This window comes from Pantoea sp. GM_Pan_4 (assembly GCF_026541005.1).
Taxonomy (GTDB): domain Bacteria; phylum Pseudomonadota; class Gammaproteobacteria; order Enterobacterales; family Enterobacteriaceae; genus Pantoea; species Pantoea dispersa.
In genome coordinates, this window is record NZ_JALNUZ010000001.1 from 1,042,551 (window position 1) to 1,064,283 (window position 21,733).

General features: G+C 57.0%; 20 protein-coding genes and 3 tRNA genes. 1 reads left to right on the forward strand and 22 read right to left on the reverse strand.

Features of this window, described 5'->3' with window-relative positions; translation table 11 throughout:
• Positions 1-7: 7 nt before the first annotated feature.
• Positions 8-1,474 (forward strand): AlkA N-terminal domain-containing protein, encoded by a 1,467-nt coding sequence (locus OXR61_RS05045; RefSeq protein ID WP_267411026.1) that lies wholly within the window; start codon positions 8-10, stop codon positions 1,472-1,474.
• Between the two features lie 450 nt (positions 1,475-1,924).
• Here the strand turns inward: OXR61_RS05045 and OXR61_RS05050 are convergent.
• The 22 genes from OXR61_RS05050 to sdhC all read right to left on the reverse strand — a co-directional run bounded on the left by OXR61_RS05050 (position 1,925) and on the right by sdhC (position 21,612).
• A tRNA-Lys gene (locus tag OXR61_RS05050) sits at positions 1,925-2,000 on the reverse strand.
• Positions 2,001-2,032: 32 nt separating this feature from the next.
• Positions 2,033-2,108, reverse strand: a tRNA-Lys gene (locus OXR61_RS05055).
• A gap of 50 nt (positions 2,109-2,158) precedes the next feature.
• Positions 2,159-2,234: transfer RNA gene (locus OXR61_RS05060), tRNA-Lys, on the reverse strand.
• 166 nt (positions 2,235-2,400) lie between these two features.
• On the reverse strand, positions 2,401-3,192 hold the full coding sequence (gene cpoB, locus OXR61_RS05065) for a cell division protein CpoB (RefSeq protein WP_031279880.1): 792 nt from the start codon (positions 3,190-3,192) through the stop codon (positions 2,401-2,403).
• 9 nt (positions 3,193-3,201) lie between these two features.
• Complete coding sequence (gene pal, locus OXR61_RS05070; RefSeq protein ID WP_021508527.1) at positions 3,202-3,720, reverse strand: peptidoglycan-associated lipoprotein Pal; 519 nt, start codon at positions 3,718-3,720, stop codon at positions 3,202-3,204.
• 64 nt (positions 3,721-3,784) lie between these two features.
• Positions 3,785-5,080, reverse strand: a complete 1,296-nt coding sequence (tolB, locus tag OXR61_RS05075) for a Tol-Pal system beta propeller repeat protein TolB (RefSeq protein WP_021508528.1) — start codon at positions 5,078-5,080, stop codon at positions 3,785-3,787.
• A 116-nt stretch (positions 5,081-5,196) separates the two neighbouring features.
• The gene (gene tolA / locus OXR61_RS05080) at positions 5,197-6,456 is read right to left on the reverse strand and encodes a cell envelope integrity protein TolA (protein ID WP_021508529.1); all 1,260 of its coding nucleotides are present in this window, start codon (positions 6,454-6,456) and stop codon (positions 5,197-5,199) included.
• Between the two features lie 25 nt (positions 6,457-6,481).
• Positions 6,482-6,910, reverse strand: a complete 429-nt coding sequence (gene tolR, locus OXR61_RS05085; RefSeq protein ID WP_021508530.1) for a colicin uptake protein TolR — start codon at positions 6,908-6,910, stop codon at positions 6,482-6,484.
• 13 nt (positions 6,911-6,923) lie between these two features.
• Complete coding sequence (gene tolQ / locus OXR61_RS05090; RefSeq protein ID WP_010616001.1) at positions 6,924-7,610, reverse strand: Tol-Pal system protein TolQ; 687 nt, start codon at positions 7,608-7,610, stop codon at positions 6,924-6,926.
• Complete coding sequence (ybgC, locus tag OXR61_RS05095; RefSeq protein ID WP_010616000.1) at positions 7,607-8,011, reverse strand: tol-pal system-associated acyl-CoA thioesterase; 405 nt, start codon at positions 8,009-8,011, stop codon at positions 7,607-7,609. The genes tolQ and ybgC overlap by 4 nt, the downstream gene beginning before the upstream one ends.
• A 195-nt stretch (positions 8,012-8,206) precedes the next feature.
• Positions 8,207-8,500 (reverse strand): cyd operon protein YbgE, encoded by a 294-nt coding sequence (gene ybgE, locus OXR61_RS05100; protein WP_021508532.1) that lies wholly within the window; start codon positions 8,498-8,500, stop codon positions 8,207-8,209.
• Complete coding sequence (cydX, locus tag OXR61_RS05105; protein WP_010615998.1) at positions 8,500-8,613, reverse strand: cytochrome bd-I oxidase subunit CydX; 114 nt, start codon at positions 8,611-8,613, stop codon at positions 8,500-8,502. Before cydX ends, ybgE begins: the two co-directional genes overlap by 1 nt.
• Before the next feature lie 15 nt (positions 8,614-8,628).
• Positions 8,629-9,768, reverse strand: a complete 1,140-nt coding sequence (cydB, locus tag OXR61_RS05110; protein WP_021508533.1) for a cytochrome d ubiquinol oxidase subunit II — start codon at positions 9,766-9,768, stop codon at positions 8,629-8,631.
• Between the two features lie 11 nt (positions 9,769-9,779).
• The gene (gene cydA, locus OXR61_RS05115; protein WP_021508534.1) at positions 9,780-11,351 is read right to left on the reverse strand and encodes a cytochrome ubiquinol oxidase subunit I; all 1,572 of its coding nucleotides are present in this window, start codon (positions 11,349-11,351) and stop codon (positions 9,780-9,782) included.
• Positions 11,352-12,027: 676 nt separating this feature from the next.
• Positions 12,028-12,903, reverse strand: coding sequence for a succinate--CoA ligase subunit alpha (gene sucD, locus OXR61_RS05120; RefSeq protein WP_021508535.1), 876 nt, complete (start codon positions 12,901-12,903; stop codon positions 12,028-12,030).
• Entirely contained in the window at positions 12,903-14,069 is a 1,167-nt protein-coding gene (sucC, locus tag OXR61_RS05125) for an ADP-forming succinate--CoA ligase subunit beta (protein WP_006118458.1), read from the reverse strand. Before sucC ends, sucD begins: the two co-directional genes overlap by 1 nt.
• A 70-nt stretch (positions 14,070-14,139) precedes the next feature.
• Entirely contained in the window at positions 14,140-15,354 is a 1,215-nt protein-coding gene (gene odhB / locus OXR61_RS05130; protein WP_021508536.1) for a 2-oxoglutarate dehydrogenase complex dihydrolipoyllysine-residue succinyltransferase, read from the reverse strand.
• Positions 15,355-15,369: 15 nt separating this feature from the next.
• Complete coding sequence (sucA, locus tag OXR61_RS05135; protein WP_021508537.1) at positions 15,370-18,177, reverse strand: 2-oxoglutarate dehydrogenase E1 component; 2,808 nt, start codon at positions 18,175-18,177, stop codon at positions 15,370-15,372.
• A gap of 206 nt (positions 18,178-18,383) precedes the next feature.
• The gene (locus tag OXR61_RS05140) at positions 18,384-19,100 is read right to left on the reverse strand and encodes a succinate dehydrogenase iron-sulfur subunit (RefSeq protein ID WP_021508538.1); all 717 of its coding nucleotides are present in this window, start codon (positions 19,098-19,100) and stop codon (positions 18,384-18,386) included.
• 14 nt (positions 19,101-19,114) lie between these two features.
• Positions 19,115-20,881 carry a succinate dehydrogenase flavoprotein subunit gene (gene sdhA, locus OXR61_RS05145; protein ID WP_021508539.1) on the reverse strand — a complete coding sequence of 589 codons (1,767 nt, stop codon included), beginning with the start codon at positions 20,879-20,881 and terminating at the stop codon, positions 19,115-19,117.
• Positions 20,882-21,229 (reverse strand): succinate dehydrogenase membrane anchor subunit, encoded by a 348-nt coding sequence (gene sdhD / locus OXR61_RS05150; protein ID WP_021508540.1) that lies wholly within the window; start codon positions 21,227-21,229, stop codon positions 20,882-20,884.
• Positions 21,223-21,612 carry a succinate dehydrogenase cytochrome b556 subunit gene (sdhC, locus tag OXR61_RS05155; RefSeq protein ID WP_021508541.1) on the reverse strand — a complete coding sequence of 130 codons (390 nt, stop codon included), beginning with the start codon at positions 21,610-21,612 and terminating at the stop codon, positions 21,223-21,225. The genes sdhD and sdhC overlap by 7 nt, the downstream gene beginning before the upstream one ends.
• Positions 21,613-21,733 lie beyond the last annotated feature (121 nt).

The following is a 21,733-nucleotide window of genomic DNA, read 5'->3' on the forward strand; positions in this document are numbered from 1 at the left end:
GACGATAATGTTTGATCCTGAAATTGCCTATCAGGCGCTGACGGCACGCGACAGCCGTTTCGACGGGGTGTTTTTTGTCGGCGTGACCTCCACCGGTATTTACTGCCGTCCGATCTGTCCGGTGAAAGCGCCGATGCAGAAGAACTGCCTGTTTTTCACCAGTGCCGAAGCGGCTGAAAAGGCGCACTTTCGCCCCTGCCTGCGCTGTCGTCCCGAGCTGGCACCTGGTTCGGCACCGGTCGATAGCCATCATCGCATCGCCGACCGGCTGATTCGCCGTATCGAAGAAGGCTTACTGGAAGAGCAGGAGACACTGGCTGAGATCGCCAGCGAGTTTGACCTGAGTGAACGCCAGCTAAGACGGGTGATTCAGCAGGAGCTGGGCGTGTCGCCGCTTGAACTGCGGCAAACCCGGCGCATGCTGCTGGCGAAGCAGCTACTGACTGAAACCGCATTGCCGGTGACCGAGATTGCCTATGCCAGCGGTTTTCGCAGTCTGCGCCGTTTTAACGACGTGTTCCAGGCGCGCTATCGCATGACGCCATCGCGTCTGCGTAAGCAGATTCAGACGGAAGCCCTGAATAGTGAGCAGGAGAGCGCCGAACTGCGCCTCAGCTACCGGCCTCCTTATGACTGGGACGCCATCCTCGATTTCCTGCAACAGCGCGTGATGAAGCAAGTCGAGTGGGTCAGCGAGGGTGTTTATCATCGTACTGTGGCGCTCGGTCAGTGTCGTGGCTGGGTGCGCATTAGCCATTTGCCGGAAAAGCAGGCGCTGAAGGTGCAATTTACCACCACGCTGACGCCGGTGCTGCCTGCCCTGCTGCGCCGCTTGCGCGATCTATTTGATCTGGATGCCCAGCCACAGCGCATCAGCGAGCAGCTCAGCCAGGATCCGCTATTAGCTGCGAGTCTGGCACGCTATCCGGGTTTGCGCGTTCCTGGTGCGTTTGACGGCTTCGAGCTGGCGGTCCGCGCCATCCTCGGCCAGCAGGTGACGGTGAAAGCCGCGACGACGCTGAGCAGTCGCGTGGCGGAGCGTTTTGGCGCGCCCCTCACCACGCCGTGGCCTGCGCTCTCCCGCTTACCGCCAGAGGCCGAATCACTGGCTACTGCCACCCTGGATGATATCGCCAGCCTCGGCATTGTGAGCGCCCGCGCGCAGGCGATCCAGGCACTGGCCGGGGCCTGCGCCTCAGGAGCGCTGCGCTTCAATGGTGCGGTTAATCCGGACGTGGTGCAGCAGCAGTTGCTGGCGCTGAAGGGTGTTGGGCCATGGACAGCGAGTTATATCGCCATGCGCGCCCTGCGCTGGCCGGATGCCTTTCCGAAAGAGGACATTGCGATCCGCAATAATCTCGGTGGCGTGAGCGCAAAGGTCGCAGAGCAGATGTCGCAGGTGTGGCGTCCATGGCGCAGTTACGCGGTGCTGCATATCTGGAAGAGCCTGACGCCGGATAAGGTAAAAAAGTAGATCAGCTTGAAACCTTGCAGCCAGCCGAAAGTACCGGGCGGTTCCGTAAAGTCGCCGTAAATACGTCCCTGTAGGCTCTGCCGGCGGTTTACTCGCCTCATCCCTGAGGCTCGCCCACTCGTGGGCCAACGCTACGCGTTGTTCAAAAATGCTCCCGGCATTTTTGTCCATGCGCCGGAAGCTTTACTCCACCGCCCGGCCCTTCCGTCTTCTTTGAGCATGGGTGCGATTATCTAAAGCAATGACAAGGCTTGATGGCCAGTTAAGGCGGGAGCGGAAGGAGCGAAGCGTCCGAGCCATGGATGGCGAGGCCGATCCACAGGGATGTGAGATTCCTTTGCGATCCGCCCCGCCTTATCTGGCCGGTGCACAATCTCAAAGCACCCCATCTAACACTGTAAAAAACGTAAAAAAGCAAAAAGGCGCCTTTAGGGCGCCTTTCTACATAACTGGTGGGTCGTGCAGGATTCGAACCTGCGACCAATTGATTAAAAGTCAACTGCTCTACCAACTGAGCTAACGACCCGCTCGGGAAGTGGCTTACAACTTTCGACTTGATGGTGGGTCGTGCAGGATTCGAACCTGCGACCAATTGATTAAAAGTCAACTGCTCTACCAACTGAGCTAACGACCCATCAAGGTTGTGAAGCAAACTGAAGTGACATCAAAACTGAACGGTTGAGATGGTGGGTCGTGCAGGATTCGAACCTGCGACCAATTGATTAAAAGTCAACTGCTCTACCAACTGAGCTAACGACCCATCTTCAGTGCTGCCGATACTTGTTAAGATATGTCCCGGCAACGGCGGCATATATTACTGATTTAGCGGGAGGGCGCAACCCTTATTTTCCGCTAAATGTCTCAACTGCTTACCTTTCATGCGGCAAGACCAGAAATCAGACGAAATCCGGTCTTAACTGCAGCAATTACATCGCAGCGAGCCGTTTTTGTGCCTGCTTAGCAGACTCAGAGTTAGGGAACTGTTTGATCACCTGCTGGTAGACCGCTTTCGCTTTCGCTGTATCGTTCTTCTCCTGCATGATCACCCCAACCTTCAACAGCGCTTCTGCCGCTTTTGGCGATTTCGGGTAGTTTTTGACTACAGTGGCAAAATAGTAGGCCGCATCGTCCTTTTTGCCTTTGTTGTAGTACAACTGACCCAGCCAGTAATTGGCATTCGGCTGATAGGTGGAGTCAGGATACTTCTTCACCCACGCCTGCAGCGCAGTTATTGCCTGGTCATACTGCTTCTTCTCAAGAATCAGCGCGACGGCAGCATTGTAATCGGTGTTGGCATCGCCGGTTTGTGCGGGTGCAGCGGCAGCCGTATTGCTGCTCCCCGCATCAGCGTTTCCCGCTGCGGCACCGGCTGCTGCATCCGCACCACCGCCGGCCTGCGCACCATTACTGCTGCTCAGACTGTCGATCTGCTGATAAAGCTGCTTCTGCCGTTCAATCACCTGATTAAGCTGATAACTGTTCTGCTGGATCTGCCCGCGCAGCGAATCGATATCGCTTTGGTTATCACTCATCTGCTGCTGCAACTGCTGCAGAAGCTGAGCCTGGGCATTGGAGATACGTTCAAGAGTGGTGACACGGTCTTCGACCGAGCCTGAGCCAACGCTACTGATTGACGCCTGGGCATTAGCGGCCCAGGGGGCCGCTACGCCAACCAGTAACGACAGACTCAACAGATGAAGTCTGAAGTTACTAATCATGTGATTCTCTTAGTAAACCAGTACGGCACGACGGTTTTTAGCGTAAGCCGCTTCGTCGTGGCCCAGTACAGCAGGTTTCTCTTTACCGTAAGATACGATAGACATCTGGTCAGCAGACACGCCTTTACCCTGCAGGTACATTTTAACGGCGTTAGCACGACGCTCGCCCAGGGCGATGTTGTACTCTGGGGTGCCGCGCTCATCCGCGTGACCTTCGATGGTCACTTTGTAAGATGGGTTGCTGCGCAGGAAAGCAGCGTGCTGATCCAGCATCTGAGCGTATTCAGACTGCACGTCATACTTGTCCAGACCGAAGTAAACGATGTTGTTCTGCTGCAGCTGCTGCATCTGCAGACGCGCCTGCTCGTCAGAAGACATGTTGCCGTTCTGGCCAGCGCCAGCGCCGTATGCACCGTCAGCACCCATACCGGTCTGATCGTTGTTGTTGTTTTTGTGAGAGCTACATGCAGCTACCGCGATAACCGGCAGAGCCAGCATCAAACCCTTCAGCACTTTGTTCAGTTGCATTTCTTTATCCTATTATTTTGTTTGCCATACATTTTACTCCCCCGCCAGGCGAGGGAGCGATGCATCACAGATACGGCGACCAGGCAGGGAATTTGACCTGTCCATCAGTTGCCGGAAGACGCGCTTTGAAACGCCCATCGGTTGAAACCAACTGCAACACGGAACCCATCCCCTGAGTAGAGCTATAGATTACCATCGTGCCGTTAGGAGCCAGACTTGGCGTCTCATCCAGGAACGTGTCCGTTATTGTCTGAACGGCTCCCGTTTCCAGATCCTGTTTGGCGACGTGCTGCGCGCCACCGGCGCTGCTGATCATCACCATCGTTTTACCGTCAGATGACACATCCGCATCCTGGTTCTGAGCCCCTTCCCAGGTAATGCGCTGTGGCGTTCCGCCGTTAACGTTAACTTTGTAAATCTGTGGCGCACCGGCCTGATCCGAAGTGTAAGCCAGCGTCTGGCTGTCCGGGAACCAGGTAGGTTCGGTGCTGTTGTAGCGGCCATCGGTCACCTGACGCGTCTGACCGGAGGCCAGATCCATCACGTACAGGTTCAGGCTACCGGTTTTCGACAGGGCGAAGGCCAGCTTAGAGCCGTCCGGCGAGAAGGCCGGCGCACCGTTGTGACGTGGATAAGAAGCCACCTGACGGATAGCGCCGTTGGCCAGCGTTTGCACCACCAGCGCCGATTTACCGCTTTCAAAGGTCACGTAAGCCACTTTGCTGCCATCTGGCGACCAGGCCGGTGACATCAGCGGCTGTGGCGAACGGTGTACCACAAACTGGTTGTAACCATCGTAGTCAGACACGCGCAGCTCGTACGGGAACTGACCGCCGTTGGTCTGCACCACATAGGCGATACGGGTACGGAACGCGCCTTTGATACCGGTCAGCTTCTCAAACACTTCATCGCTGGCGGTATGCGCTGCATAGCGCAGCCACTGTTTGGTGACTTTATAGGAGTTCTGCGCCAGCACAGTACCCGGTGCGCCACCGGTATCCACCAGCTGATAAGCCACCTGGTAGCTGCCATCGGCGTTCGGCGTAACCTGCCCGACGACCACGGCATCAATACCCAGTGCGCTCCACGCGGCAGGCTGAACTTCCTGTGCGCTGGTCGGCTGCTGTGGCAGACGAGAGCGATCCAGCGGGTTGAATTTACCGCTGTTACGTAAGTCTGCTGCGACGATGCCACCAATATCTTCAGGTGCAGCGCCCGGACCGGCCCACTGGAACGGCACCACACCAATTGGGCGTGCGGTATTAACGCCCTGCGTAATTTCAATGCGTACTTCCGCGTGCAGCATCGCTGCCCACAGCAGTACAAAAAAACCTAAGGTTACACGAAGTGCCTGCTTCATCTTATCTCCCTTATCTGAACCTGAGTTCATGATAATTCGCACAGTTCCTGAAAAAACACGAGTACTCATAGAGTACGGCAAGCTAACCTTAGTTCAACCTGCCGTACGTTACTGCATTATTCTGGTTTGAAACGCATCGGTGCGTTCTTAAACACTTCATATACGGCCTGCGAAGGCGGCTTCGGAATGCGTGCCTGCTTCGCTGCGGTAATCGCCGCCTGACATAGCGCCGGATCGCCGCCTTCAGCTTTCACGTCAATCAGCAAACCATCCGGTGCCAGTTTAATCCGCAAATCACAGCTTTTGCCGCGATACAGATCGGCATCGTAGAAGCGGCTCTGAATCGCACTGGTGATCTGACCCAGATACGCATTCACCTCAGCACCTGAGGCACCGGCCTTCTTCTGATTGCCCTGACCTGCCGCCGCACCACCACCGGACGCCGCACCACTTTTCGGTGCATTCTTACCGGAAGAGAGACCGCCTAACAGATCATCCACGTCGCTCTCGTTCTTCGCCGCTTCGGCAGCCGCTTTCTTCTTCGCATCGGCGGCCGCTTTAGCTTTCGCCGCCGCATCCGCTTTGGCTTTGGCTGCTGCCTCAGCTTTCGCTTTGGCTTCGGCGGCCGCTTTCTCTTTCGCGGCTTCCGCAGCTTTCTCTTTGGCTTCCTGTGCAGCTTTGGCTTTCGCATCTGCAGCGGCCTGAGCTTTGGCTTCTGCCTCCGCTTTGGCTTTCGCTTCAGCTGCGGCTTTCGCCTGCTGCGCGGCTTTCTCTTTCGCCGCTTCGGCTGCGGCGGCTTTAGCCTGCTCTTCCGCTTTCTTCTTCGCGTCGGCTGCGGCCTGCTTCGCCTGCTCTTCCGCTTTGGCTTTCGCGTCCGCTGCAGCCTTCGCCTGAGCATCGGCCTGCGCTTTGGCATCGGCTTTGGCTTTCGCCGCGGCCGCTTCTGCGGCTTTCTGCTGCTCCTGCGCCTGCTTCGCTGCTGCTTCCGCCGCCTTCTGCTGCTCTGCCTGCTGCTTCGCCTGCTCTTTGGCTTCCTGCTGCGCCTGCAGACGCTCTTTTTCCAGCTCTTTCAGCCGCTGCTGTTCAGCGGCCTGCTTCTGCTGCAACTCTTCCGCCTGCTGCTGTGCCTGCTTCTGGCGCTGCTGCTCGGCGCGCTGACTATCACTCTGCTGATTCTGCTGACGGTTATACTGCTCAACCACCGCGCCAGGATCGACCATCACCGCGTCGATATCACTGCCGCCACCGCCGCCGCTGGCTTCGATATGTTCGTTAAACGAGCTCCAAATCAGCAGGGCGATCAGCACGATGTGCAGAATCACCGAAATGATTATCGCGCGTTTTAACTTCTCGTTCTGCTCGGTTGCCTTCGACACTCTCGGTTCCCAAAAACGGTTCGCGTTAAATCGGCTGCGTCATCAAACCGACGGATTTCACGCCAGCCTGATGCAACAGGTTCAGCGCCTTGATGATTTCGTCGTAAGGCACATCTTTCGCCCCACCAATCAGGAAGACCGTCTTCGGATTGGCTTCAATACGGCGCTGCGCTTCGCTCACCACCTGCTCCGGCGGCAGCTGCGTCATACGATCGTGATCCACCACCAGGCTGTACTGCCCTACCCCGGCCACTTCCACGATCACCGGCGGATTATCGTCGCTGGAAACGGTTTTCGAATCGGTTGCGTCCGGCAGGTCCACTTCCACGCTCTGCGTAATAATCGGCGCGGTTGCCATAAAGATGAGCAGCAACACCAGCAGCACGTCCAGCAGCGGAACAATGTTGATTTCCGACTTAAGATCGCGACGCCCGCGACCACGGGTTCTGGCCATCGTTAACCTCGACTTACTTGCTGTTGTCGGTAGAGAAAGCCTGACGATGCAGGATGGCCGTGAACTCTTCCATAAAGTTGTCGTAGCCCTGCTCCAGCTTGTTCACGCGCTGGTTCAGACGGTTATACGCCATAACGGCAGGAATAGCCGCGAACAGACCGATTGCGGTGGCGATCAGCGCTTCGGCGATACCGGGAGCAACCATTTGCAGCGTGGCCTGTTTCACCGCACCCAGTGCGATAAAGGCATGCATGATCCCCCACACCGTACCAAACAGACCGATATACGGGCTGATGGAACCGACGGTGCCAAGGAATGGGATGTGATTTTCCAGCGCTTCCAGTTCACGGTTCATCGAGATGCGCATGGCGCGACCGGCCCCTTCGACCACCGCTTCCGGCGCATGGCTGTTAGCGCGGTGCAGGCGGGCAAACTCTTTGAAGCCAGAATAGAAAATCTGTTCGGACCCGCTCAGCTCGTCACGGCGCGCCTGGCTCTCCTGATAGAGACGCGACAGCTCGATACCGGACCAGAACTTGTCCTCGAACGCCTCGGCCTCACGCCCCGCCGCGTTAAGAATGCGGGTGCGCTGAATGATGATTGCCCAGGAGGCAATAGAAAAGCCGATCAAAATCAACATGATAAGTTTGACCAGAAGGCTTGCCTTCAGGAACAAATCAAGAACGTTCATGTCAGTCACTGCTTGAACTCCGCGACAATAGACTTGGGAAGCGCAATCGGCTTCATTAGATGTGGGTTGATGCAGGCAATCAGGACGTCTGCTTCATTGAGCACTTTGCCTTCAGCATTCACGATACGCTGCGAGAACGTCATGGTTGCGCGCGTCATTGCTGTCACTTCGCTCTGGATCTCCAGAAGGTCGTCGAGACGTGCCGCGGCAATAAAGTCCACCGTCATGCGCCGTACCACAAAAGCCACCTGCTCTTCCAACAGGGCCTGTTGATTGAAATGGTGCTGGCGCAACATCTCGGTACGTGCTCGTTCATAAAAAGCAAGATAGCTGGCGTGGTAAACCACACCACCGGCGTCAGTGTCTTCGTAATAGACCCGAACCGGCCAGCGAAACAGCGTTGTACTCACTCTACATCCCGGTCTCATTTTAAACGTTGCTACTATACGCAAGTGAGATCGGCTTGGGAATGGTCCGCCAGAGCCAGGAGAAAATAATTATCAGACGTTAACAACTGGAAGGATTTTTGGGAGATTTCCTGACCAACCGCTGACAAAAACTCACGTCAGCAGCGGTAAAACAGCCCTTGCGGGCTGAGACAGAACTTAATGGTAGAACCAGTAAATTCCCAGCGCCAGCACGATCAGCGCCGGCAGCGGGGCAAACAGCGCCTGCCAGCGGGCTCGCTGTGGCCGGAAACCCGTGCCGTGAATCACGCCGCTGCACACCGCCCAGATTAACAATAATCCGTGCCAGACAGCGAGCTCACTGGTGTGTGCGGCAAAGCGCGCCGGCTGCCAGATGACGCATCCGGCCAGCCACAGCGCCAGAATCAGTGAAAGGGCCCGCAGCGGGCCCTTATCCATCAGACGATACAGCGTCTGTATCAGGCTGCGCATCAGAGCTTGTCGTCCTGCGCGCCGCCCTCTTCCACATGCTCGATCGCCAGTGCCGTGACCACGCCAAACGCACAGGCCAGCAAGGTGCCAAGAATCCAGGCAAAATACCACATGCTTAATCTCCTCAATCAGTACAGGGAGTGCGTATTGCGCTCAATGTGTTCTTTGGTGATGCGGCCATACATCTTGTAGTAACACCAGCTGGTGTAAGCCAGAATAATCGGCACAAAGATGATGGCGGCCACGGTCATGATCTGCAGCGTCAGCAGGCTGGAGGTCGCGTCCCACATGGTCAGGCTGGTGCCTGGCACGGTGCTGGATGGCATGATGAACGGGAACAGCGCAATGCCAGCCGTCATAATGACGCACGCCAGCGTCAGCGAAGAGAAGATAAACGCCCATGCGCCCTTCTCCATGCGCGAACACAGGATCGTCAGCAGCGGCAGCAGCGCGCCGAGCAGCGGGAACAACCACAGCACCGGCATCTGTTCAAAATTGACCAGCCAGGCGCCGGCTTCACGCACCACGTCTTTACCCAGCGGGTTAGACGCCGCGTGATGATCGATTGCGCTTTTCAGCACATAGCCATCAATGCCGTACTTCACCCACACGCCGGCCAGTACAAAGCCCACCAGCATCACCAGCGCGCTGATTTGCGCCGCCGTGCGGGAACGCAGGTGCAGTTCGCCGCTGGTGCGCATCTGCAGGTAAGTCGCGCCCTGGGCCAGAATCATCGCGACGCTGATCACCCCAGCCAGCAGGCCAAACGGATTAAGCAGCTGGAAGAAATTACCGGTGTAGAACAGGCGCAGATACTCATCAGCATGGAACGGCACACCCTGCAGCAGGTTACCGAACGCCACGCCAATCACCAGCGGCGGCACAAAGCTGCCAATGAAGATGCCCCAGTCCCAGGCACCGCGCCAGCGCATATCTTCAATCTTCGACCGGTAATCAAAGCCGACCGGACGGAAGAACAGCGAGGCCAGCACCAGAATCATCGCCACGTAAAAACCGGAGAACGCGGCGGCATAGACCATTGGCCAGGCGGCGAACAGCGCCCCGCCGGCAGTGATCAGCCAGACCTGGTTACCGTCCCAGTGCGGCGCGATGCTGTTAATCATGATGCGACGCTCGGTATCGGTGCGACCGAGGATGCGGGTCAGCATTCCCACGCCCATATCGAAGCCGTCGGTGACGGCAAAACCGATCAGCAGAATGCCAATCAGCAGCCACCAGACAAAACGCAACACTTCATAGTCAAACATGGTCGCTCTCCTTATCCGCGCGCCGGTTGAGTCACAGCCTGCACTGTTTCATGGTGATAGCGGCCGGTTTTCAGGCTGCTTGGACCAAGGCGGGCAAATTTGAACATCAGATACATTTCCGCCACCAGGAACACGGTATACAGGCCGCAGATCAGGATCATCGAGAACAGCAGATCGCCGACGGTCAGCGACGAGTTGGCCACAGCGGTTGGCAGCACCTCACCAATCGCCCACGGCTGACGGCCATATTCAGCGACAAACCAGCCAGCTTCGACGGCAATCCACGGCAGTGGAATACCGTACAGCGCCGCTTTCAGCAGCCAGCGATTCTTACCGATGCGGTTACGAATCACGCTCCAGAACGACAGCGCAATGATGCCCAGCAGCAGCACGCCACACAGCACCATGATGCGGAAGGCAAAATAGAGCGGTGCCACGCGCGGAATGGAATCCTGCGTTGCCTGCTGGATTTGCACTTCCGTGGCGTTCGCCACGTCCGGGGTATAACGCTTGAGCAGCAGACCGTAGCCGAGATCCTGTTTATGCGTCTCAAACTCACTGCGTACCGCCGGATCTTTACTGCCGGCACGCAGCTCGTTCAGCAGCGCATAGGCTTTCATACCGTTACGGATGCGCACTTCATGCTGCGCCAGCAGATCTTTCAGGCCGGTGACCGGCGTATCGACAGAACGGGTGGCGATCAGGCCGAGCAGATACGGGATCTGGATGGCGTACTTGTTCTCCTGCGTCGCCTGATCCGGCACGCCAAACAGCGTAAAGGCCGCCGGCGCCGGCTGGGTTTCCCATTCGGCTTCGATGGCGGCCAGCTTGGTTTTCTGCACGTCGCCCATTTCATAGCCGGATTCGTCACCCAGCACGATGACCGACAGCACAGCAGCCATACCGAAGCTGGCAGCGATCGCAAAGGAGCGTTTGGCAAACGCGATGTCGCGCCCTTTCAGCAGATACCAGGCGCTGATGCCCAGAATGAACATCGCACCGGTGGTGTAACCCGCGGCCACGGTATGCACAAATTTCACCTGCGCCACCGGGTTCAGCACCAGCTCGGAGAAGCTCACCATCTCCATACGCATGGTTTCGAAATTGAATTCGGAGGCGATCGGGTTCTGCATCCAGCCGTTCGCCACCAGGATCCACAGCGCGGACATGTTCGAGCCGAGTGCCACCAGCCAGGTCACCGCCAGGTGCTGCACTTTACCGAGGCGATCCCAGCCGAAGAAGAACAGGCCGACAAAGGTGGATTCAAGGAAGAACGCCATCAGGCCTTCGATGGCCAGCGGCGCACCGAAGATATCGCCGACGTAGTGGGAGTAATAAGACCAGTTGGTACCGAACTGAAATTCCATGGTCAGGCCGGTGGCCACACCCAGCGCAAAGTTGATACCAAACAACTTGCCCCAGAATTTGGTCATATCTTTATAAATCTGTTTTCCCGACAGGACATAGACCGTTTCCATGATCGCCAGTAAAAACGCCATACCGAGCGTTAAGGGCACGAACAGGAAATGGTACATCGCCGTCAGGGCAAACTGTAAACGCGACAGCTCGACAATATCTAACATGATGACTCCTTGCTCCTCGCATGAACTCATCCTGCGAATAACAACCACAAATAGCGGGCAGTGCGATGCAGAATAAGGTCAGGAACGACTGATTATTGATTCCAGTTTTGTTACCGACAGCACAATGCGTACTGCGGCCCGAAGTGAGCGAGTAACAGTGGTGAAAATTCCCCGAAAAACCGATCGCTTCAGCCTGTTTCGAGCAGGAGTAAGATGAGGAGGCGACAGAATTGATATGAAAACGCCTGGCACAAACTCCTGAAAAATGATGAAAAAGACTGAATTGATGCAGCGCAATTTATACCGGTTGGGTTGCTTTTAGCCAGCGGTAAAGTTTGCTATATATCGACTTTTATTGATCTGGATTAAGACAATAATTTTCCAGATATGTAGTGTTAGAGTTGTTGTTAATTAGTTGTCATAAATCGATAGCGCAATTAAGAAAACAATTACCTTTCCCGTAATTATTTAACCTCTGTGCCAGCCAGACGCCTGGACGCTGACGGGAAAAAGCACGCCTCTTTGCCCTTCTTTACTCAACGACAAAGTAAGCATAGCCGCAGAAAATGTTGCCGTTACGTTTTTACTGCAAATGTGTGAGGACGGCTAATGGCCGTGCATTACAGCCATAAAAAAAGCCACCCGCAGGTGGCTTTGTTCTTTCAGCAGCAAAATCTTATTTCGCTGGCAGTACCGCTTTCACCGCGTCGCCGATATCGGCCAGGCTGCGAACGGTTTTTACGCCGGCCGCTTCCAGCGCAGCAAATTTCTCATCGGCGGTGCCTTTACCACCAGCAATGATGGCGCCAGCGTGGCCCATACGCTTGCCTTTCGGCGCCGTTACGCCGGCGATATAGCCGACGACAGGCTTGGTCACGTGCTCTTTGATGAACGCCGCGGCCTCTTCTTCAGCGCTGCCGCCGATCTCACCGATCATCACGATCGCTTCGGTCTGCGGATCGTCCTGGAACATTTTCAGGATGTCGATGAAGTTGGAGCCTGGGATCGGGTCACCGCCGATGCCCACACAGGTGGACTGGCCGTAGCCGATGTCGGTGGTCTGCTTAACCGCTTCATAGGTCAGCGTACCGGAACGTGACACGATACCCACGCGGCCTGGCTGGTGAATGTGGCCCGGCATGATGCCGATCTTACATTCGCCTGGGGTGATCACGCCCGGGCAGTTCGGGCCGATCATGCGCACGCCTGCTTCGTCCAGCTTCACTTTCACCGTCAGCATATCCAGCGTCGGGATACCTTCGGTGATGGTGATGATCAGTTTGATGCCCGCGTCGATCGCTTCCAGGATACCGTCTTTGCAGAACGGTGCCGGCACGTAGATCACGGTGGCGGTGGCGCCCGTGGCTTCTACTGCTTCACGCACGGTGTTAAACACCGGCAGACCGAGATGGGTGGTGCCGCCTTTACCTGGCGTCACACCGCCAACCAGCTGCGTACCATAGGCCAGCGCCTGCTCAGAGTGGAACGTTCCCTGGCCACCGGTGAAACCCTGGCAAATGACTTTGGTGTTTTTGTCGATCAGAATGGACATTATTTACCCTCCGCAGCAGCGACAACACGCTGTGCTGCGTCTGTCAGGCTGGTTGCTGCAATGATGTTAAGACCGCTGTCCGCCAGTTTCTTCGCGCCCAGCTCGGCGTTGTTACCTTCCAGACGTACCACGACCGGTACGTTGACACCCACTTCAGCCACAGCACCGATGATGCCGTCTGCGATCAGGTCGCAGCGCACGATACCGCCGAAGATGTTAACGAATACCGCTTTCACAGCATCGTCAGACAGGATGATTTTGAAGGCTTCGGTAACGCGCTCTTTGGTTGCGCCGCCGCCAACATCAAGGAAGTTTGCAGGCTGACCACCGTGGTGTTTCACGATGTCCATGGTGCCCATCGCCAGACCGGCGCCGTTGACCATACAGCCAATGTTGCCTTCCAGCGCGACGTAGTTCAGTTCCCACTGCGTCGCGTGGGCTTCACGGGGATCTTCCTGGCTTGGGTCACGCATTTCACGCAGCTCTGGCTGACGGAACAGGGCATTGCCATCGGCACCCAGTTTGCCATCCAGACAGATCAGGTCGCCCTGTTTGGTGATCACCAGCGGGTTGATCTCAACCATCGCCAGGTCGCGCTCCAGGAACATGGTCGCCAGACCCATGAAGATTTTGGTGAACTGGCTGACCTGCTTACCGGTCAGACCCAGTTTGAATGCCAGCTCGCGGCCCTGGTATGGCTGCGGGCCGGTCAGCGGATCCAGCGCCATTTTGTGGATCAGGTGCGGGGTTTCTTCCGCCACTTTCTCGATTTCCACGCCGCCTTCGGTTGACGCCATGAAGATCACGCGACGGGTGGCACGGTCAACCACCGCACCCAGATACAGCTCCTGATCGATGTCGGTCGCCGCTTCAACCAGGATCTGATTTACCGGCTGGCCATTGGCGTCAGTCTGGTAGGTCACCAGACGTTTGCCCAGCCAGTTTTCAGCGAAAGCACGAATGTCTTCTTTACTGTTAACCACCTTCACACCGCCCGCTTTACCGCGGCCACCGGCATGAACCTGACATTTCACCACCCACGGACCCGCGCCAATTTTCGAGGCGGCTTCTTCGGCTTCACGTGGCGTGGTGCAGGCGTAGCCAGTCGGTGCTGGCATACCATACCGTGCAAACAGCTGCTTCGCCTGGTATTCGTGTAAGTTCATGATGTTCTATCCATTCAGATCTAAACAGGGTTAATTTGGGCGCGCCTCGTGCCAGCGCGCCCGGCGAAAATCAGACATCCAGCAGCAGACGCGCCGGATCTTCCAGCAGCTCTTTCACCGCGACCAGATAGCCGACAGATTCACGACCATCGATCAGACGGTGATCGTAGGAGAGCGCCAGATACATCATTGGCAGCACCACCACCTGACCATTCACCGCCATTGGGCGATCTTTGATGGCGTGCATCCCCAGAATCGCGCTCTGCGGCGGGTTGATGATCGGCGTAGACATCAGCGAACCGAACACACCACCGTTGGTGATGGTGAAGTTACCGCCGGTCAGTTCTTCCACCGTCAGCTTGCCGTCACGGCCTTTCACCGCCAGCTCTTTAATTTTCTTCTCGATGTCGGCCATGCTCAGCGCATCAACGTCTTTCAGCACTGGCGTCACCAGACCACGCGGCGTTGAGACCGCGATGCTGACATCGAAATAGTTGTGGTACACCACATCGTCGCCGTCGATCGACGCGTTGACTTCCGGGAAGCGTTTCAGCGCTTCGACCACCGCTTTGATGTAGAAGGACATAAAGCCCAGACGCACGCCGTGACGCTTCTCGAAGGCATCGCCGTACTGCTTGCGCAGATCCATGATCGGCTTCATGTTGACTTCGTTGAAGGTGGTCAGCATTGCGGTGCTGTTTTTCGCTTCCAGCAGACGCTCGGCCACGCGCTTGCGCAGACGGGTCATCGGCACGCGCTTCTCGCTGCGGTTGGCGACTGCCTGCGGAGCCGCATCGGCTGCCGGTGCCGCTTTCGCGCCGTCGGCTTTCTTCGCCAGATGTTTTTCCACATCTTCGCGCGTCAGACGGCCGCCAACACCGGTGCCTTTAATCTGGCTGGCGTCGAGGTTGTTTTCCGCAATCAGGCGGCGCACGGCCGGGCTCAGCGCGTCATTGCTCTCTTCTTCCAGAGATGCAGTCTGACGCTGTGCAGGCGTAGACTCCTTGCTTTCCACTTTCGCCGTGGTCTCTTTCCCGCCGCTGTTGCCTTCCTTCAGACGGCCCAGAATCTGGCGCGATGTTACGGTGGCGCCTTCGTCTTCCAGCACCGCTTCCAGCACACCGTCAGCGGCGGCAGGCACTTCCAGTACCACTTTGTCAGTTTCGATCTCGACCAGCACTTCGTCGCGGGTCACAGAGTCGCCGGGTTTTTTATGCCAGGTGGCTACCGTGGCGTCCGCTACGGATTCAGGCAAATCGGGAACGAGAATTTCTACGCTACTCATTTTCTTTCCTTTTAATTAACCAAGGTTCAGCGCGTCATTGACCAGGTCTTGCTGCTGTTGTTGATGTACGGACATATAGCCCACGGCCGGTGAAGCAGAAGCCGGACGGCCTGCGTAACGCAGTGACGCACCAAATGGAACCACTTCGCGGAAATGATGCTGACTGCAATACCATGCGCCCTGGTTCAGTGGCTCTTCCTGACACCAGACGAAATCCTGAACATGGGCGTAATTCTTCAGCGCTTCCTGCACCGCTTTGTGCGGGAACGGATAGAGCTGTTCGATACGCACGATGGCGACATCGGTCTGCTCGTTCTTACGACGCTGCTCCAGCAGATCGTAATAAACTTTACCGGAGCACAGCACTACGCGTTTCACCTGCTGCGGATCGAGGTCGTCGATCTCACCAATCGCCGGCTGGAAGCTGCCGTTGGCCAGCTCATCAAGGCTGGATACCGCCAGCGGATGACGCAGCAGCGACTTCGGTGACATCACGATCAGCGGACGGCGCATACCGCGCAGCGCCTGACGACGCAGCATGTGGTAGACCTGCGCTGGCGTTGATGGCACGCAGACCTGCATGTTCTGCTCAGCACACAGCTGCAGATAGCGCTCGAGGCGCGCGGAGGAGTGCTCCGGACCCTGCCCTTCATAGCCGTGCGGCAGCAGCATCACCAGACCACACATGCGGCCCCATTTCTGCTCGCCGGAGCTGATGAACTGATCAATCACCACCTGAGCGCCGTTGGCGAAGTCACCGAACTGCGCTTCCCAGATGGTCAGCACGCGCGGCTCGGCGGTGGCGTAACCGTATTCGAACGCCAGTACCGCTTCTTCCGACAGCACCGAATCCCACACCTTGAACTGACCCTGACCGTTATGGATGTGGTGCAGCGGGGTGTAAGTCGAACCGTTCTGCTGGTTGTGAATCACCGCGTGACGGTGGAAGAAGGTGCCGCGGCCGGAGTCTTCACCCGACAGGCGCACCGGAATGCCTTCGTCCACCAGCGTGGCGTAAGCAAGGTTTTCCGCGCCGCCCCAGTCGAACAGCTTGTTGCCTTCCGCCATCTCTTTGCGGTCGTTGTAAATCTTGGCAACGCGCGACTGCACTTCCACCGCTTCCGGAATGCTGCTGATGCGGCGCGCCAGCTCCTGCAGACGTTTCATGTCCACGGTTTCCGGGTAGCTCTCATCCCACTCGTGGTTGAGGTACGGAGACCAGGTGAACGAGTGCAGGCTCATCGGACGCCATTCCGGCACCACGCACTCGCCTTCATCCAGCGCATCGCGGTACAGGTTTACCAGCTCGGTGGCATCTTCCTGCGTGGCCACGCCTTCGCTTTCCAGCTGATCGGCGTAGATTTTGCGCGGCGTCGGATGCTTTTTGATTTTCTGATACATCAGCGGCTGGGTTGCGCTTGGCTCGTCGGCTTCGTTATGGCCGTGACGGCGGTAGCACACCAGGTCGATGAACACATCGCGTTTGAAGGTGTTGCGATAATCCAGCGCCAGACGGGTAACAAACGCCACCGCCTCCGGATCGTCCGCGTTGACGTGGAAGATCGGTGCCAGCACCATTTTGCCGATGTCGGTGCAGTAAGGGGTAGAACGCGCATCTTTCGGATTCGAGGTGGTGAAGCCCACCTGGTTGTTAATCACGATGCGTACGGTGCCGCCCACTTCGTAACCGCGAGCCTGCGACATGTTCAGGGTTTCCTGCACCACGCCCTGGCCAATAACCGCGGCGTCACCGTGAATGGTGATCGGCAGGACTTTGTTGCTGCCCGGCTCCGCCAGACGATCCAGACGCGCACGCACCGAGCCCATGACTACCGGGCTTACAATTTCCAGATGTGACGGGTTGAACGCCAGCGCCAGGTGCACCAGGCCGCCTTCGGTTTCCACGTCTGACGAGAAGCCCATGTGGTACTTCACGTCACCGGTACCGAGGTGCTCTTTGTGCTTGCCGGAGAATTCGTCGAACAGATCCTGCGGTTTTTTACCCAGCACGTTGATCAGTACGTTGAGACGACCGCGGTGTGCCATACCCAGCACCACTTCACGCGTGCCGCTCTTGCCGGCGTGGCGAATCATTTCGCGCAGCATGGGCACCAGCGCATCACCGCCTTCCAGCGAGAAGCGTTTGGCACCCGGGAATTTTGCGCCGAGGTATTTTTCCAGGCCCTCTGCCGCCGTCAGCTCTTTCAGGAAACCTTTTTTCTCGTCCGCGCTGAATGACGCATGGCCTACTACCGATTCCAGACGCTGCTGAATCCAGCGCTTCTCTTCGGTGTTGTTGATGTGCATGTACTCTGCACCAATCGAACCACAGTAGGTCTGCTGCAGTGCGGCATAAAGATCGGCCAGCTTCATGGTCTCTTTGCCAATGGCGAAAGAGCCTACGTTAAAGCTTTCCTGAAAATCGGCGTCGGTCAGATCGTGGAAGGCCGGATCGAGATCCGCCACGCGCTCCTGCTTCCACAGACCGAGCGGATCGAGGTTAGCGTGCTGATGGCCGCGGAAGCGGAACGCATTAATCAGCTGCAGCACTTTAACCTGTTTGGAATTAGCGGCCGGATCGGTGACTGTGGAGGTGTAGCGGGTGGCGTCTTTCGCCAGGCGGCGGAAATATTCACGCGTCGTGGAGTGAAACTGCTCAGGTTTCACGCCGGTGCCCGGCAGCTGCTGGAACATCGAGCGCCACACTTCATCAACAGAGTCAGGATCGGTCAGGAAATCCTCATAGAGTTGCTCTATGTAGGACTGGTTCGCGCCGGCCAGCCAGGAGGAGTCCAGCCAGGGTTTCATCGCGCTGTTCTGCATTGTGATCCCTTAAGCATTAATCTGCTTTTTTGAGGTTTCATTTGTTGCCGCTTACGCGGCTTGCCGTAGTGAGTTCAGCGATACGAACCTGTGCGCAACCGGCGCCTGGCCCGTAAGGGAACCTTTATAAGCGTGGTCAGTACCGCGCTTATAGAGGCTTCCGTAAACGATCGGGAACCTGAGTTCCCGACCGTGACTTCCGTTTATTACGCCCCGCGCTGCAGCAGCATCGACTTAATGTGGCCGATGGCGCGCGTTGGGTTTAAGCCTTTCGGGCACACGCTCACACAGTTCATGATGCTGTGACAGCGGAAAACACTGAAAGCATCATTCAGATTGTCGAGGCGCGCATCGGTTTCGGTGTCGCGGCTGTCAATCAGGAAGCGGTACGCCGCCAGCAGGCCGGCCGGACCGATGAACTTGTCCGGATTCCACCAGAACGACGGGCACGACGTGGAGCAGCAGGCACAGAGAATACACTCGTACAGGCCGTCCAGGTGCTCACGCTGCGCAGGCGTTTGCAGATGCTCGCGCGCTGGCGGATTTTCCCCATTATTCAACAGGAAAGGCTTAATCTTCTCATACTGAGCATAGAATTGTCCCATGTCCACCACGAGGTCGCGGATTACCGGCAGACCGGGCAGCGGACGGATAACAATCTTCTTGCTGCCATTGCCCAGTGCGGAGACCGGCGTGATACACGCCAGGCCATTTTTACCGTTCATGTTGAGGCCATCGGAGCCGCACACGCCTTCACGGCAGGAGCGACGGAAGGCCAGCGTAGGATCCTTTTCTTTCAGACGGATCAGCGCGTCCAGCAGCATCATGTCGCGACCATCTTCCGCTTCGAGGGTGTAATCCTGCATGCGCGGTTTGTCATCGACTTCCGGGTTGTAACGATAGATAGAAAATTCGAGTCTCATGATGATCTCCGCAATTAGTAAGTACGCGCTTTCGGCGGGAAGGCCGCACGCAGTTTCGGTTGCATGTTCACCTCACGGCGCGTCATGCTTTCCGTTTGCGGAACATAGAGGCTGTGGCACAGCCAGTTGGCATCATCACGCTCCGGGTAGTCGAAGCGGCTGTGAGCGCCACGGCTTTCGGTGCGGAAGTTGGCCGCTACCGCGGTTGCGTAAGCGGTTTCCATCAGGTTATCCAGCTCAAGGCATTCGATACGCTGGGTGTTGAAGTCCGGTGAACGGTCATCGAGACGCGCGTTTTTCAGGCGCTCACGAATCTCTTTCAGTTCGGCCAGGCCTTCACGCATCGCATCCCCTTCGCGGAATACCGAGAAGTTGTTCTGCATGCAGCGCTGCAGCGCCTTGCGGATTTCAACCGGGTCTTCACCGGTGGTGTTGTTTTCCCAGCGGTTGAAGCGGGCCATCGCCGCGTCGATTTCATCTTCGGTGGCGTCGCGCAGTTCGCCCTGCTCAGCGATGCACTCCATCAGATGAACACCGGCCGCGCGGCCGAATACCACCAGGTCGAGCAGCGAGTTGCCGCCAAGACGGTTTGCGCCATGTACCGATACGCAGGCAATTTCGCCTACCGCGAACAGGCCCGGAATCACTTCATCTTCACCCTGCTCGTTAACGCGCAGCGCCTGACCGGTCACGCGGGTCGGCACGCCGCCCATCATGTAGTGGCAGGTCGGGATAACCGGAATCGGTTCTTTAATCGGGTCGACGTGAGCAAAGGTGCGCGACAGTTCGAGGATGCCCGGCAGACGGGATTCCAGCACTTCAGCGCCCAGATGGTCGAGTTTCAGTTTGATGTGCGGACCCCACGGGCCGTCGCAGCCGCGACCTTCACGAATTTCCACCATCATTGAACGCGCCACCACATCACGGCCCGCCAGATCTTTAGCGTTCGGCGCGTAGCGCTCCATGAAACGCTCGCCATGCTTGTTCAGCAGATAGCCACCTTCACCACGGCAGCCTTCGGTCACCAGCACACCCGCACCCGCGATGCCGGTTGGGTGGAACTGCCACATCTCCATATCCTGCATTGGCACGCCGGCACGCAGCGCCATGCCGACGCCGTCGCCGGTGTTGATGTGGGCGTTGGTGGTGGACTGATAGATACGGCCAGCACCGCCGGTCGCGAGGATAGTGGCTTTGGCTTTGAAGTAGACTGTTTCACCGGTTTCGATGCAGATGGCGGTACAGCCGACGATCGCACCGTCAGCGTTTTTCACCAGATCCAGTGCATACCACTCGGAGAAGATGGTGGTTTTGTTTTTCAGGTTCTGCTGATACAGCGTATGCAGAAGGGCGTGGCCGGTACGGTCGGCAGCAGCAGCGGTACGCGCCGCCTGCTCACCACCGAAGTTTTTCGACTGACCACCAAACGGACGCTGATAAACGCGGCCGTCATCAAGACGGGAGAATGGCAGGCCCATGTGCTCCAGCTCCAGAATCGCTTCCGGACCGGTTTTACACATATATTCGATCGCGTCCTGGTCACCGATGTAATCGGAGCCTTTGACGGTATCGTACATGTGCCATTCCCAGTTATCTTCGTGGGAGTTACCCAGCGCCACGGTAATCCCGCCCTGCGCCGATACGGTGTGGGAACGGGTTGGGAACACTTTGGATAACAGAGCACAGCTCTGGCCCGATTGGGAGATTTGCAGCGCGGCGCGCATACCCGCACCACCTGCGCCGATCACCACGGCATCAAATTCTCTGACTGGCAAACTCATTTACACACCCCACACCACAACAGTTCCATAAATTGCATACGACAACAGCGCGACCACAATCACCAGTTGCAACACCAGACGCGTTGCCAGCGGTTTCACGTAGTCGGTCAGGACCTGCCACATGCCAATCCAGCCGTGGACCAGAATCGAGAACAGCGTCAGCAACGTGAACACTTTGGTAAAGGAGGAAGCGAAAAAGCCGCGCCAGACGTCATACGTCAGCGTGCCGGTCATCACGACAAAACCGAGGATGTAGAGAATGTAGAGCGTAATTAAGATTGCAGCAGCACGCAGTAACAGCCAGTCATGGATACCGTTGCGTCCTAATGCAGAAGCATTGCTTACCATACGAGGACTCCAGCCAGAATTGAGAGCACGACAGTGATAACAAAAACCGCTTGCGCGGTACGGGTTCCCACCTGCAGGGTTTCTGCCGTAAAACCGAAGTCGGCCAGCATGTGACGAATGCCGCTTGCTGCGTGATATGCCAGCGCGGTCAGAATGCCCCACATGATGAATTTGGCGAAGAAGCTATCCATGATGGATGCCGCTTGCTGGAAACCTTCCGGAGAAGAGAGGGAGAGACCCAGTAACCAGAGCAGAATTCCGAGAGCGACAAAGGTAATCACGCCGGAGACGCGGTGGAGAATGGACGATATTGCAGTAACGGGAAACCGGATCGTCGAGAGATCCAAGTTAACAGGTCTTTGTTTTTTCACGGTTTTGCCCACACAGCTCTTTTTTATTTTGCTTCCTCCGGTCCTGAGTTACAGAAGAGCACAGTGCGTGTTCGGACTGCAACCGCCACCAAAATAGCAACATCCAGTGTTAAGTGAAGCGGGTAAAACGCTG